9 protein-coding genes and 1 tRNA gene are annotated in these 14,837 nt (G+C 60.0%); 7 read left to right on the top strand and 3 right to left on the bottom strand.

Annotated features, from left to right (window positions below):
• The first annotated feature begins 2 nt into the window (after positions 1-2).
• A complete protein-coding gene (locus CW354_RS01325; RefSeq protein WP_104828243.1) occupies positions 3-215 on the top strand; it encodes a hypothetical protein in 213 nt (70 codons plus the stop codon).
• Here CW354_RS01325 and CW354_RS01320 read toward each other — a convergent pair.
• Positions 212-3,301, bottom strand: coding sequence for a TonB-dependent receptor plug domain-containing protein (locus CW354_RS01320; protein ID WP_104828242.1), 3,090 nt, complete (start codon positions 3,299-3,301; stop codon positions 212-214). The genes CW354_RS01325 and CW354_RS01320 overlap by 4 nt on opposite strands.
• A 627-nt stretch (positions 3,302-3,928) precedes the next feature.
• Here CW354_RS01320 and CW354_RS01310 point away from each other — a divergent pair.
• The 5 genes from CW354_RS01310 (at position 3,929) to CW354_RS23270 (ending at position 10,357) form a co-directional block, all read left to right on the top strand.
• The gene (locus CW354_RS01310; protein WP_341476475.1) at positions 3,929-5,587 is read left to right on the top strand and encodes a UGSC family (seleno)protein; all 1,659 of its coding nucleotides are present in this window, start codon (positions 3,929-3,931) and stop codon (positions 5,585-5,587) included.
• 335 nt (positions 5,588-5,922) lie between these two features.
• Positions 5,923-6,864, top strand: coding sequence for an NAD(P)/FAD-dependent oxidoreductase (locus CW354_RS01305; protein ID WP_104828239.1), 942 nt, complete (start codon positions 5,923-5,925; stop codon positions 6,862-6,864).
• A 59-nt stretch (positions 6,865-6,923) separates the two neighbouring features.
• Positions 6,924-8,312 carry an L-seryl-tRNA(Sec) selenium transferase gene (gene selA, locus CW354_RS01300; RefSeq protein ID WP_423793519.1) on the top strand — a complete coding sequence of 463 codons (1,389 nt, stop codon included), beginning with the start codon at positions 6,924-6,926 and terminating at the stop codon, positions 8,310-8,312.
• A complete protein-coding gene (gene selB / locus CW354_RS01295) occupies positions 8,309-10,261 on the top strand; it encodes a selenocysteine-specific translation elongation factor (RefSeq protein ID WP_104828237.1) in 1,953 nt (650 codons plus the stop codon). Before selA ends, selB begins: the two co-directional genes overlap by 4 nt.
• Positions 10,262-10,357 (top strand) — tRNA-Sec (locus CW354_RS23270). It abuts the gene before it with no gap.
• Between the two features lie 45 nt (positions 10,358-10,402).
• Here CW354_RS23270 and CW354_RS01290 read toward each other — a convergent pair.
• Positions 10,403-11,101, bottom strand: coding sequence for a TetR/AcrR family transcriptional regulator (locus CW354_RS01290; RefSeq protein ID WP_165793467.1), 699 nt, complete (start codon positions 11,099-11,101; stop codon positions 10,403-10,405).
• Positions 11,102-11,283: 182 nt separating this feature from the next.
• Here CW354_RS01290 and CW354_RS01285 point away from each other — a divergent pair, with 182 nt between their 5' ends.
• The gene (locus CW354_RS01285; RefSeq protein ID WP_165793466.1) at positions 11,284-13,620 is read left to right on the top strand and encodes a TonB-dependent receptor; all 2,337 of its coding nucleotides are present in this window, start codon (positions 11,284-11,286) and stop codon (positions 13,618-13,620) included.
• 86 nt (positions 13,621-13,706) lie between these two features.
• On the opposite strand, the gene CW354_RS01280 is transcribed toward CW354_RS01285, so the two are convergent.
• Positions 13,707-14,810 (bottom strand): dipeptidase, encoded by a 1,104-nt coding sequence (locus CW354_RS01280; RefSeq protein WP_104828234.1) that lies wholly within the window; start codon positions 14,808-14,810, stop codon positions 13,707-13,709.
• Positions 14,811-14,837: the final 27 nt, after the last annotated feature.

Genomic DNA, 14,837 nt, shown 5'->3' with positions numbered 1-14,837 from the left:
GGTTGTTCGGCTGCCTGCTTGGCGGCTTTTTCCAAAATAAAAAAATCCTGCTGCTTCCGGACGCAGGCAAGGAAGAAATAACGGCCGGAGAACAGCAGGAAGGGAGGTACGGCGAATTTCATCGAATGCGGTTCAAACTGCGGCGTTGTTATTATTGTCGCCGGCGGATCATGAACGGCGGAACAGTCATCCTGTTCCGCCGTTTTCTTCATTAGAATCGCGCTTTGGCGCCGATATAAAAGCGGCGTCCAAGCACGTCATAAGCGCCTGAGGGATCTGTTTCGCCGGCCGCCGCCGTGACGCCTTCAATGACGCCGTAGCGCAGCGGGTCTTTATCGAACAGGTTGTCGATGCCGGCGCGAAGCTCCATGACGTCATTGACTGACCAGCGGGTCGACAGGTCAAAAATGTCATATGATCCGAGCGGCTCCTGGCTCGCGGTGTCATTGGTGACAAGCGCGATGTGTTTCGCGCCCGGGAGATGGCGCCAGTTCAGGCTGATGGAAGCCGGTCCGAAGTGATAGCCGAATGTGGTGTTGAGCTTCCAATCGAATTGCGCGCCGTAAGGCGGCGTGGAAATATCCGATCCGACCGACCCCGCATAATCGAAGATCGGGCCCCCCGGATTGTTCTGCACTTCATATTTCTGAAGCCAGTTGAACACCACATTGGTGAAGAACGTCCCGGCCTCTCCGCCAAAACCGGGCGCTTCGATGCTCCAATCGAATTGAGCGTCGATGCCGGCGGTGGAGATCATACCGAGATTTTCATAATTGGCGATTGTCGCAATCCACAAGCCGTTGGGTTGACGCAGGATCCGCTGACAGAACTCATTGTTCGGATCATAGCTTGGATTGTTGCCCAGATCGTTGAAGCACTCCTGGTAGACAAGCTGCGTCGACGCCGGCGCAATCGCCCCGTTCACCGTGATGTTGTAATAATCGACGGACAAGCGGAGGCTTTCGAGCACGCCGCTTTCAAAGGGCGAGTTCAAAACGGCGCCGACCGTCCAGGTCTTGGCTTTTTCCGAGTCGAGATCGGGGTTGCCGGTCTGCCGGTCGCGCCCGAGCGGGAAGTAGACCGGCACGTTGCCGACATAGGTGTCGTCGATCGTAAAGCCTTGCGCCAGCGCCGTACATAAGGCCTGGACCTGGGCGCGGTCGGGGTTGGAGGCGACATTGCCGTAATCGGCGCGGGTCAGGATCGAACACGGATCGTGGTCGGGCCACGGCACCGTTGCGAAAACCGGCGGCTGGAAGAGTTCGGCGATGTTCGGCGCACGGTTCGCAACCTGATAGCCGCCGCGGATTTTGAAGCTGTCGGTCACCTCCCAATCCGCCGTGGCTTTCCATGTGGTGACGCCGCCCGTCGTATTATAATCGGAATAGCGGAAGCCGGCGTTCACCGTGAACGACTGCACCATCGGCATATCCGACAGGAGCGGCGCAAGGATCTCGGCGTAAAACTCCTTCACATTCGTGCTGCCTTCGGTGTCCGTCGTGTCGAACAGACCGACCGTGAAAGAGGTTGTGTTCGTCGTGGAGATCGCCGGGTCGGGCTGGAATTTGAAGGAATTGCTGCGATACGCGGCGCCGACGGCGAAGCGCAGATCGCCGGCCGGAACCTCGGCCAGCGAGCCCTGGACGTTCAGCTCCACCTGGTCCTGTTCGATGTCCGTGATCGTGTTGATCGGAGCGCTCAGGATATCGAGGCAGTCCTGGCTGATCGGCGTGTTCACGAACGGGTTGATGCCGCTCGTGCAGCTCGCCAGACGACCGAGCCGGCCATTGTCGAACACGGCGCCGGCGCCGTAATCGGGCTGTGCGATCAGATCCTGATAGCGGGCGTGATCGGTGAAGCCTCTATATTCCGCATTTTGACGGGTGCGGCCATGCGACCCGAAAACGTCATAGGTCCAGTCCTTGTAACCGATGTCGCCTCTGAACCCGCCGAGAAATTCATAGGTGGTCGAGGTCGTCGTGATCTGGCGGGGCCCCAGATAATCGAGCTGTTTATAAAGCTGCCAGTTCGCCGTTGGATTGTCACGATTGTCTAGGATGGTCGCCAGTTCGTCCGGCACCGGATGGTCTGAGTCATAAGGTATGCTCACAGACCACTGGTTGAAGGCCGGCGCGTAGCCGAGAACTTCCGTGCTGGTTTCGGTTTGATCGAACCGTCCCTGAACATAGAAGGTCACATTGTCGTGCAGCTCATAATGCCCTTTCGTGAAAGCCGAGTAGCGCTGGAGCGGCAGCGAAAGGAAGCCCGGCACGGAGTTCGGCGACAAGCTGCCGTCGCTGAGCAGTTTGTTGTTGGGGAAGAGCTCGCCTTCAAATCCCGGGGCGGGATCGCCGGACACGGCGCCCGGCGCCACGCTGAACAGCGTGGCTGCATCCGTCGTCGGCGCTGTGTTGAAATAAAGGACGGCGTTGTCGGCGACGTCGCCCGCCGCATAGCCCTTGGGCGTGAAGACGCTGTCAATGGCGGCCTGGGACGAACCGCCGGAATAGCCGCCGAAATTCGGCCAGGCGCCGCGGCCCGGCGTGTTCGGATCCGTATAGGCTTTGAGGAAAAAATCGCGATCCATCAGCCCGACGGCGTCGCGGTCCGTATAGCTGAACGAAGCCATCACATTGCCGCGGCCGTCGTCGAGATTCGCGCCGATAAGCGCCGAGAGCTGATATTGGCGGGCGTCGTCATGGAAGCTTTGTCCATATTGGCCGTCGAGGGTGACGCCCTGGAAGTCATCCTTCAGCTTGAAGTTGACGACGCCGGCGACCGCGTCCGCGCCATAGGTCGCGCCGGCGCCGCCGGTGATGATCTCGACGCTGTCGATCGCCGAGACCGGAATAGTGTTGAGATCGACAACAAGGCTCGCATTGGCCGGCTGCGTGCGGCGCCCGTCGATAAGGACAAGCGTCCGGTTCGATCCAAGGCCGCGCAGGTTCACCGTGGCGATGCCGGGGCTTGATGTCGGCGACGGCTGAACGTCAGTGGCGCTGGTGATCTGGTCGGCGCTGGCGCCGAACTGCGGCAGCTTTTTAAGCTGCTGGTCGATGCTGGTTTCCGATGTATACAGAAGGTTTTCGGTGCTGACTGTGTAAAGCGGGCTGTCCGAAGAATCGTCGCGCCGCGCAATGCGCGATCCGGTGACGATCACCATGTCTGTCGTGGCGCTTTCGGTTGCGCTGGGGGAAGCTGTCTCGTCCTGCGCCGCAGCTTGCGCGGTCATGACTAAGCTGAGCGCTGTCGCGCCCAGCAGCATCTGTCGGCCGTTGGTTACGGATAAGCGTGAATTCATTGCACCCTCCCTTGAATGCTTTAGCGCGGCGCATCGCCGCTTGGTGGCCCTGAAGCCGGAGAGGGGAGCTGTGAGTTTTATCCGGTCAAACGAAACGCTGCGGCGTTGATTGCGTCAGCTGACGTCAATGCGATGCAGCAGCGAAACCATTCGATCCATCTTATTGAGCCGCCCCCTCAATTCATTCCTTCCAAAGTTATTCCCTCCAGAATCATTCAGGTATTAATAAATGATATTCGAATAATTGTGATATGCAATAAGAAACCCGCGCCCAAACGCGTCATCCGCTCAGAAGCCGGAATAAACACCGAGTAGAATGTTTACGCCGCATCGCACAAAGGCTTCGCGATCGCAGCAAATAATGACGCTTTACTTGAATAGCCGAGCGCGCCGGCGCTTGCCGGAAAGGGGGGTGCTCCGTGCACGGTTTAGAAAGCGGAGGGCGGATGCAAATCCGGCGCGCCACAGGGCCCCGGCTTGTCAGAGTGGGCGGGCCAGGCGGATTGGATTGACAGGCGCCGGTCTGCAATATTAATTAGAATTCAAATGAATCCTCTTGAGGAAGCGTTCAAACAGCATAGGCTTGGCGGGACAGGGTCCTAAGCCGCAAATGCTCTGGAGACGACGATGGCCGAGAAAATCACCGTTCACGATCCACGCGGCTATCCGCCGAAAGTCGAAGGCAAACGCCTCGCGAACCGGACCGAGACCCTCGACGGCAAGGTGCTCTATCTCATCGATTGTCTTTTCGACAATGCGGATGTCTTCATGGAGCAGCTTCGGCTGTGGTTCGCAGAGCATCTGCCGGGCGTCGAAACGCGCATCATCCGGCCCAAGGAAAGCTGGGTCGACGACCCCGAAATGCGCGCCCGCGTTGTCGCCGACGGCGACGCGGCGATCATCGGCGTCGGTTTATGAAGCACCTGCTGCCCCACGGTCGTGGGGTTCGCATTAGCGCTTGAGCAGGACGGGGTCCCGACAATCCCGGTCAGCACCCATGTCTTTGCGCGCCTCGCCAAGGCGACGGCGCTGTCAGCGGGCATGCCGACGACGCGCAACTGTTTCGTGCCCCAGCCCGTGGTCGGGCGCACGCCGTCGGAACTGCGCGACTATATCGAGGGCGTCGATCCGGTGAACAAACGCCCCTTCATGCAATGCGTGCTGGACGGACTCACCCAACCGCTCACGGAAGAGGACATGAAAGGCGCGAGTTTCGAACGCTCGACGCCGCGCTTCCTCGAGCCCGATACGGAAGACAATCTGCGCCAGCTCTTTATTGAAAATCACTGGACGGACTATCTGCCGATCATTCTGCCCACCGAAGAGCGGGTGGAGAAAATGCTGAAGGGCACGTCGAAGGCGGCGGATTACGTGGTCGGGACCATGCGGCCCACCTCGTTCCGGGAAGCGTGGGAATTCGACGTCGAAAAAGTCGCCGTCAACGCCGTGATGGCGGGCGCGCGGCCGGACTATATGCCGGTGATCCTGGCGCTATCCGCGAGCGGCGTCTCGGCGCGTTCGAGCAGCACCACATCCTGGGCGTCGTTGTCTTTCGTCAACGGCCCCATTCGCGATGAAATCGGCATGAACAGCGGCATCGGCGCCATGGGTCCTTACAACCACGCCAATGCAACCATCGGCCGGGCCTACGGCCTCGTCAGCCAGAACGTGCAGGGCGGATCGGTTCCCGGCGACACCTATATGGGCGCGCTCGGCAATAACTGGGCCTACACCGCCTGTTTCCCGGAAGCCGAAGAACGCAGCCCCTGGACGCCCTTCCATGTGGACAAGGGGTTTAAGCCGGAAGACAGCACCGTCAGCGTCTTCTTCGGCGGCTGGTACACCCAGTCCGGGTTCGGGCCGCGCGAGACATGGAAAGACAAGTTCATCCGTTGCCTCACGGCCACGGATCATTTCAGCCCGCCCGTCATCGTCATGGATCCGCTCGTCGCGCGAGAGTTCGACGCCATGGGCTTTTCGAAACAGTCCCTGATCGACTGGTGCGCGGAAAACGCCAAAATGCCGGCGCGCAATTACTGGGACGATCAATGGGTCACGACGCTCATCAAGCCTCACGCGGTCGCCGGCGTCGAACCCTTTGCGAGCCGTCTGAAAGCCAAGCCTGACGAGTTGATCAGCATCTTCCGGCCTGAAGATCTCAATATCATCGTCTTGGGAGGAGAAACCCAGGGCGCTTTCAAGATGATCAGCGGCCGCTATATGGGCGGCGGTCCGGGTACTGATAATAAAGGAAATCCCACAGGGCTCGTCGATATCTGGCGCTAATCCGCCGGCTGTCTTTTCAGTTCCTTCCTCGGCTTCGCCACGCGCTCTGGCGCACTTTTGTGGCGAAGCCATTTTTTTGCTGTTCGGGCGGCCGGTCGCGCGCCGGTTTCTTGTGCGCTGCACAATTTCGGGCGCGTGTCATTGCATGAAAATGAAGTCTTTATTGGCCGGATGCGCACGCCATTGGTCGGATGCGCACGCCGCGCCGTGCAGGGCTGGACACTGGCTACGTCCGATCCTAAATATTATTCATTTCGATTCTAATAATTATATATGTTATCTGTTTTGGCGATTCCGGGCTGAAAACGGTAGCATGGAAACAAAGGGAGCCGTCCATGAGCGACGAATATGATGTTGTTGTAGTGGGCGGCGGCCTTGCCGGCATGAGCGCAGGATTGACGAGCGCGCGTCTCGGACGAAAGACGGCGATTCTGACCGGCGGCCTTCCCGGCGGGCAATTGGTGAGCATCGAACATATCGACGGCGTGCCGGGCTTTCCCGAAGGCGTGCCCGGCTACGACCTTTGCCCTATGACGCAGGAGCAATGCGATGCGGCCGGCGTCGCGTTTTTGCAGGACGCCTGCGACGGGCTCGAAGCCGATGGCGACAAATGGCGCCTCGCCACGGCGAGCGGGCCGGTGAGCGCAGGCGCCGTCATCGTCGCCTCGGGATCGTCCTTCGCCAAACTCGGCGCGCCCGGAGAAGAAGAATTTCAGGGGCGCGGCGTCAGTGACTGCGCCAGCTGCGACGGTCCCTTGCTGCGCGGCAAAACGACATTGGTGGTCGGCGGCGGCGATTCCGCCATGCAGGAGGCGCTGGCCCTTGCCGAGCATGTGGAGAAAGTCATCATGATCGAGCGCGGCGCGGCGCTGAACGGCCAGGCCGCTTACAAGGAGAAGGTAGAGGCGAGCGACAAGATCGAGCTCCAGTTCGGCAAGACGGTGTCGGAAATTCTCGGCGACGACAACGGCGTTGCCGGCGTCAAGGTCAAGGATGCGGCGTCGGGCGATGAAGTCGAGGTCAAAACCGCCGCGGTCTTTGTTTTCGCTGGGCTTGTTCCCAACAGCGCTTTCCTGAAAGATGCGGTTCCGCTGGATGAAAAGGGACGCATTGTGACGGACGCTTCCATGCGAACATCGGCGAAAGGCGTTCTGGCGGCGGGCGCGGTGCGCGCCGCATCGGCTTGCCGCGCCGCGGGCGCCATGGGCGACGGCGCGGGCGCGGCCCTGGCCGCCGATCACTATCTGGCTACGGGCGAATGGCCCGCTCTGAGTTGACATCAAACAACGGCGCGCCTTCGGAGCCCGGTTCGACGACGCCTGAGGCGCATCCGCATTTGCCCTCGGTTCATGTCGCAGCGCAGACGGCGCTGGCCTGCAGACTCGCCGAGCAATATGGGCGCAAGCCGACAATGAATGCCTTACGCAAGGCGATCGCAGACGCGCGCACGGAAAAGCGCCCGCTGACGCAGGACGAAGCGGCCGAGGCCGCCGCCTGTCATCTCGCTGCCGCCAGCGCCAGCAAGCTGAAAACCGTCTACAACCTCACCGGCACGATCCTGCACACCAATCTCGGCCGCGCGCTTTTGGCGGAAGAGGCGGTGGAGGCTGCAAACCGGGCCATGCGCAATCCGGTGGCGCTTGAATACGACCTTTCCGGCGGGCGCCGGGGCGAACGCGACGACATAATCCGCGGTCTTTTATGCGCACTCACCGGCGCCGAGGACGCAACGCTCGTCAACAACAACGCCGCCGCCGTGCTCCTGACGCTGAACACCTTGGCCGCCGGCAGGTCCGTCATCGTCTCGCGCGGCGAGCTGATCGAAATCGGCGGCGCTTTCCGCATGCCGGACATCATGGCCTCTGCGGGCGTGCGCCTTACTGAGGTGGGCACGACCAACCGAACCCATCTGCGCGATTATGAAGGCGCCATTGGTCCGGAAACCGGCGCGCTGTTGAAAGTTCACACCTCCAATTACCGCATCGAAGGGTTCACCAAAGCCGTGCCTGCGCGGGAGCTTTCCGCGCTGGCGAAGAAGAATAACATTCCGCTGGTGGACGACCTCGGCTCCGGCACGCTTGTCGGGCTTTCGCCTTTCGGCCTGCCCGATGAACCCACCGTTTCCGAAGCGCTTCAGGCCGGCGCCGATCTCGTGACCTTTTCCGGGGACAAATTGCTGGGCGGGCCGCAGGCCGGTTTTGTGGTGGGCCGGCGCGACCTGATCGAAAAGATCAACAAGAACCCCATGAAGCGCGCCATGCGCGCCGATAAAATCCGTCTCGCCGCCATCGAGGCGACCTTGCGTCTTTATCAGGATCCGGATCGCCTGACCGAGCGCCTGCCGACCTATCGCGCGCTGGCGCGCAGTCTCGATGATATCAGGGCCTGCGCCGACCGGCTTCTTCCGGCTGTCGCCGCCAAGCTTGGCGAAGATTTTTCTGTTTCTATCGCCGATTGCGAAAGCCAGGTGGGCTCCGGCGCGGCGCCGACGGCGACGCTGCCAAGCCTTGGTCTCGCCGTGCGTCCCGTCGGGGCGCAAAGCGCAGGCAAGGCGCTTGGAGGTTTGGCGGCGGCGTTCCGGTCTTTGCCGGCGCCGGTGGTGGGCCGGGTGAAAGACCAGGCGCTGATCTTCGATCTGCGCTGTCTCGAAGACGAAGCGGGGTTTGTCGACAATCTGTCTTCGCTCGACATCGAAGAGGGCGCCGGCGGCGCGGCGCGCAAGTGATTGTCGGAACCGCCGGTCATATCGATCACGGCAAGTCGGCGCTGGTGCGCGCGCTCACCGGCATAGACACCGACCGGCTGAAAGAGGAAAAGGCGCGCGGCATCTCCATCGATCTTGGATTTGCTTACATCCCTTGCGAAAACGGCGAGACTATCGGCTTTGTGGATGCGCCGGGCCACAGCCGTTTTATTCGCAATATGATTGCCGGCGCGACGGGGATCGATGCGCTGATGCTGGTCGTCGCCGCCGATGACGGGGTCATGCCGCAAACCCGCGAGCATCTCGCCATCGCCGATCTTCTCGGCGTCAAAGAGGGGGTCGTCGCGCTCACCAAGACCGACCTTGTTCCCGATGACTGGCGCGCGGCGATGATCGGGGAAGTGCGCGACGTGCTGGCCCCGACCGCGTTCGCGTCGGCGCCGATCCTGCCGGTCTCAACCCAAACGGGCGAGGGCGTCGAGGCGGTGCGCGCAGCGTTGCAAAACCTCGCCGCTCATGGGGCGCCGCGCGCCGCGCAAGGCCGTTTCCGGCTCGCCGTCGACCGCTGTTTCACGATCTCCGGCGTGGGCACAGTCGTGACCGGCCCGGTGATGAGCGGCTCGGTTTCAGTCGGCGATAGGGTGACGGTCAGCCCGCAGGGGTTTTCCGCGCGCGTGCGGTCTATTCATGCGCAAAACCGTCCCGCTGAAACCGGCCGCTGCGGCGAGCGCTGCGCGCTGAACCTGACGGGCGACGCCATCAGCCGCGACGCCATCGCGCGCGGCGATGTCGTTCTCGATCCGTTGCTGCATGCGCCGTCGGACCGGATCGATTGCCGGCTGAACCTTCTGGATAACGAACCGAGAAGCTTAAAGCACTGGACGCCCGCGCGCGTGCATCACGGCGCCGCTGAAGCAAGCGCGCGCGTCGCGCTGCTTCAGGAGGAGCCGATTGCGCCTGGCGGGGAGGGCCGCGTGCAGCTCGTGCTGGATAGGCCGATCGCCGCCGGCGCCGGCGATTTTTTCATCCTGCGCGACACGTCCGGCGCGCGCACCATGGGGGGGGGACGCTTTGTCGATCTAAGGGCGCCGCAGCGCCGCCGCAAAACGCCGGAGCGGCTCGCAAAACTGGATGCGCTGGAGCGCGCCGATCCGGTCGACCGTCTCAGCGCTCTGATGGCGTGCAAGCCTTTTTATGTGGTCCGGACGGTTTTCGCCCGCGATCATGCGCTGAGCGAGGAGGCTTTGGACAAGGCGCTGGAAAATCTCTCCCATGTGAGCATCGGTCAGGGGGCGGAGACGATTCTCATTTCCAAAAAGACATGGGGCTCCTTGCGCGACAGCGCCCGGCGCGCGCTCGAAGCCTTTCACGAAAACAATCCCGGCGAGAAGGGCGTGACGGCGAAGCGCCTGGCCGAAATGTTGGAGCCGCGCATGCCGGCGCCGGTCGCGGCAAGCGTCATCGACGCGCTGGCGGAAGAGGGCGTTCTTTCTCTTCATGGCGGGGCGCTGCGTCTGCCCGACCACAAGCTCAAACTCGGCGGGCGCGACGCGGCGCTGCGCGCGCGCATGCTGCCCCATTTGAAAGGCGCTGAGCGCTTTCGTCCGCCGCGCGTCAACGAGATGGCCGAGCTCTTGCATCTGAAAGAAGATGATGCGCGCCGGGTGCTGAAAACCATGGCGCGTCAGGGCGAGGCGGTTGAAATCGTCGCTGATCATTTTTTCCTGCGCGAGGCTGTCGATGAAGTCGCCGTCATTATTGAAGAGATTGCGCGCACGGCGCCGGACGGTTTTTTCGCCGCCGCCGCCTTGCGGGACAGGCTGGAGAACGGGCGCAAGCTTTCAATCCAGATCCTCGACTATTTCGACCGTCAGGGCGTGACCTTGCGGCGGGGCGACCTTCGCCATATCGACTCGCAGCGGCTTCAACGCTTTGTCGGGGATGCGCGCCTCGCCGGCGCGGCCTCGTGAGGAAGAGAAACGTTCCCGGTGGAACGTCCGGACTTCAAATCCGGGTGGGGCTGTCAGCCAGTCTCAGGTGGGTTCGACACCCACTCTCTTCCGCCACTTTTCGTGTGAGGATCGCCCCGGATCGCAGAGAACAATCGACTTTTAATCGGTGTCTTCAAAAGGGTTTGCGCCGGCGTTGCGGATATGCCGTTTTCCTTCGGGGGTCAGAAAGCTTTCAATGCTGACTTTGAAAATGCGGGAAACCAGATGTTTGTCTTTGTGAAGATCGCGGGCGACGACTTCCAGCTGGTTTAAAAGATACATGTTGGCGAGGCCCAGCGCCGTTGATTGCAGCGAGGTCATGACGAGATTGAGGTCGGTCTTGTGAAAAAGCCCGGTTTCCATGCATTCCGCAATAAGACTTCTTACGAGATGCAGCGTTTCGTCTCGCTGACGCTGATATTGCGGAGAAGAGAGAATTTCGTCCGTCTCGAGATTTTTCATCAAGAGGAAATAACCGGGATAGGTCCGCGAGAAATGCACATAGGCGTAGCCGACAGCCAGAAGTTGCTGAAGCGGCGAGGGGCCTGAAATATCGAGCGCATAATCGCGAAATTTTTTTTGTATCCCGTAACCTGCGACAGCGGTTTCGACGAGAAGCGATTGCTTGTTTTCAAAATGTTTGTAGATCGCCGGTTGCGACGTGCCGACGAGGGCGGCCACGTCTTTTAAATGGAACGCCAGCGATTTTCGTTCCCCGATAAGCTGCGCGACCGCGTCGAAAATCGCGCTCCTGAGATTGCCATGATGGTAGCCGGATTTCTTCTGGATCTCTTCCGGCCTTGTCAGCGCGGCGTCCAACAAATCGCTCCCCTCATTCTACGGGCCCATCCGACTTTCCGTAGACCGGTTTTTTACAAGGTCCGGGAAGGGATTAGGCCAGTGTTTTGCTCCGTTGACAAATGAAAGTTAAGCGAATTAACATTCGCGAGGCAAGGCTCGACAGGGGCCGATTTCATAAAAACAGTTTTTCGAGGCGGGGCATGAAAAAATCCAAGATCTTCCTGACGGTCAGTTGTATGGCGCTTACGGCGCTGGCCGGGCAGTCGCAAGCATACGCGCAAGCCAGAGGGGGCGATGAAATTATCGTCACTGCGACCAAGCGTGCTGAGAAACTGTCGGAAGTTCCTATCGCTATTTCCGTATTTGGCGCTGACGACGTCGACCAGACCGGCGTTCGCGAACTTTCCGAATTGTCGGAATATATCCCCAACGTCCAGATTTCAGGCCACAATGATTTCCGGTCGGTGATCACCATACGCGGCGTCGGCTCGAACTCGCGCAATATCGGCTTTGACAGCCGGGTCGGCGTCTATGTCGACGGCGTTTACATGGGCCAGTCGCCGGCGGTGAACCAGGAGTTGCTGGATCTTGAACGCGTCGAAGTTCTGCGCGGGCCGCAGGGCATGCTCTTTGGGAAAAACACGGTCGCCGGCGCTGTCAGCCTTGTGACGAAAAAGCCTGCGGACGAGTTTTCCGCCCGCGTGACGGCCGATATCGGCAATTACGATTACCGAGAGTTCAAAGGCATCGTCAATGTGCCGCTGGGCCAGATGGCGGCGGCGAAATTCTCCATCGCGAAAACTGATCGCGACGGCTATATCGATAACATTACGACCGGAAACAAGCTCGACACCAAGGATGTATGGGCTTATCGCGCGCAGCTGCGCATAACGCCGACCGATAATTTCGAAGCCAATTTCGCCTTTGACGGGCTGAACACGGACAACAAGATTCTTGTCGGCGAACCTCTGACGGATATGCTCGGCATCGGGCCCGTTCCTGTCGCGCCGGAGCCGCGACGCGTCGCGTTTGAATTTGATCCTTCGGAAAACCGCGACATATACGGCGGCATGATGGATCTGGAATACAACCTCGATAATGGGTTTACGCTCAAATCCATCAGCGGCTACCGCAACACTGACGCTTTTTACACCAACGCGACGGACTACTCGCCGGTTTCGGTGGTTTCGATCGAATACAGCGACAAATTCGAACAGTTCACCCAGGAGTTCCAGGCGATTTCGCCTCCCGGCGAACGCCTGACCTATATGCTCGGCTTTTACTATTACAATCAGGACTCGGACACGCAGCGGGACGTTTTTCTGGGCGACAGCTTCCATGAAAGTTTTATCGCCCCGGTTGTCGCGCCAAGCGTCGCGCCGCTTTTGATGCTCGACCCCAACAACCTGACCCCTGCTGATCTTGCGTTTATTTCTGCGTTTGTCGGGTTCGGCCCTGAAGGATCGAGGGTTTACAACAGCGGCAGAGTGAAGACGGAAAGCTTTGCCGGCTATATCAATGGCAGTTTCGATATCACCGACCGCCTCACTCTCGGTTTTGGGGGGCGCTACAGTGTTGAGAACAAGGATGTGAACTGGCTGCTCGACGGCAGGAATTCAGGACTCTTCGGAATCGGGTCGACAAACCCCGACCCGATGACGGGCGTTCCTTCGCCATTGATCAATGACCGGACGGACAAATTTTTCTCGCCTGCAGTGAGTCTCAGCTACGCCGTGATGGATGAGGCCAATGTCTACGCCAAATATTCTTCCGGTTATAAGAGCGGCGGTTTCAATCTCGACTACATCAACGCCAACGAACTGGCCGCCAACACCGGCCTGGAGTTCGGCAAAGAGACGGTCGACAGTTACGAGGTTGGGTTCAAGGGCGCGTTCTGGGACGGTCGTTTCACGCTCAATCTCGCCGCCTTCCTCTCCAATTATGAAGATTACCAGGTCAACCAGTTCGTCGATCTTGGCGGCGGGAATACATCGATCCGCATCACCAACGCGGCCAAGGTGAAGACCAAAGGCGTTGAGGCTGAGTTCAATCTTGAAGCGACGGATAATCTTGTCTTTTACGGCTCGGCGGGCTTGCTCGATGCGGAATTCGACGAATTTCCGGGCGGCGGCAGCGGCGGCTCAGACGCTTCCGGCAACCGGCTCGTCAATGCGCCGGAATTCACGGCGGCTATCGGCGGCGTTTTCACGCAAGAGATTCCCTCGCTCAACAGCACTTTCTTGCTGCGCGCCGATCTGACCCATACGGGCGGATATTTCACCACGGCTGACAACGTCAAAACCACGACATTGCCGAGCATGGCGACCATTCCGTTCGGCTATATCGACGAGATGACGCAGCTCAATGGCCGCGTTGGCGTCATCACCAATAATGAAATGCTCGAGCTCTATTTCTGGGGCCGCAACCTCACCGATGAAGACGGTCTCATTGATGACTTCCGGGACTTCTTCAACACCTATGTGAACCACCCGAATATCGGGCGGACCTATGGCGTCGGCGTTGCGGTGAATTTCTAAAAAACTTTCGCACATCAGGTTTTCTGACCTGATGTGCGAGACCTTCTTGCACGTCTTCTCGATGCGTGCGCGGCAAAGAGCGGGGTTCAGGCGCTTGCCGCTTGGAAAACGCGCAACCCGTTGCCGCCGATGATTTTCGCGGCCTCCTCTTCGCTGAGGCCGCGATCCAGCATCAGGGCGACAATCTCCGGGAACTGACTGTAATTGTCCCAGACCGGCTTGTAATTGGCGTCCATATCGGAGCCGAGCCCGACATGGTCGACGCCGACCGCGTCGATCAGTTCGAAAATCCTGTCGACATATCCCGTCAGATCCGAAATGCCGATGCCCGCCGGCCATGCCCCGATCACGCCGCCCGCCGCGGCGATTTGTTTTGCAAGGTCAAGGCTGATGAAACGGGGGAACGCGAAGTTCGGCGTCCGGATATGCGTGTGAGAACAAAGAACCGGCTTTTCAGAGGCGTCCAGAATGCCGAAGGCGGTCTTTTCGGAGGCGTGGGCGACGTCGATCATGACGCCGTTGGCGTTCATCGCTTTGATGACCGCGGCGCCGGCTTGCGTCAGTCCGTCATGAACAGGATTTTCCGTCATGATGTCGCCGAGTTCGTTCGTGTGATAATGCAGCGGATTGATGCACCGCACGCCGTCCGCGTATGCTTCGCCGACGCGCTCCGCGCTGCCTTCAAGGAAATCGCCGCCTTCAACGCCAAGCAGCGCGCCGACCCTGTTCTCCTTTTTCGCCTGCATCACATCGGCGGGCGCCAGGATTCTGGCGACTTCCCTGTCATCAAAAAGGGCGTTCAAATGGCTGATTTGCGTGCGGTAGCTCGCCAGGGCTTCGCCTTTTTTAAAGGCGCGGGCGGAGGCAAGCCCGTCTCCGGCGAGATCGAGGATTTGGAAATCCGACACGGCGCAGAACACCGCCGCACTGACGCCGCCTTTGCGCATGTCGGCGATGGCGCGGTCTTCGAAAGCGCCAGCCAGCGCATAGGCTTTAAGCGCTGGCGCGAGATGGCTTGAGCCGCGAACAAAAGTGCGTCCCGGATGGGCGTGCAGGTCAAGCGAAGGGCGTGCGGTAATCAGGGCCTCTGCTTTTTTTATGAGGGCTGTATCGGCTTCCGGCTGTTTGCCGCATGCCGTCAGCATGAGCGTGGTGCTTGCGCCTAAAAGAAAATTGCGTCGGGTCGCCATTGCTGCGCTTTCACTCGTGCTGCTGAA

The organism is Hyphococcus luteus, assembly GCF_002943565.1.
In the GTDB taxonomy this organism is placed as follows: domain Bacteria; phylum Pseudomonadota; class Alphaproteobacteria; order Caulobacterales; family Parvularculaceae; genus Hyphococcus; species Hyphococcus luteus.
The sequence above is the reverse complement of the archived record's forward strand: the minus strand, read 5'-3'. Positions and strand labels throughout refer to the sequence as shown.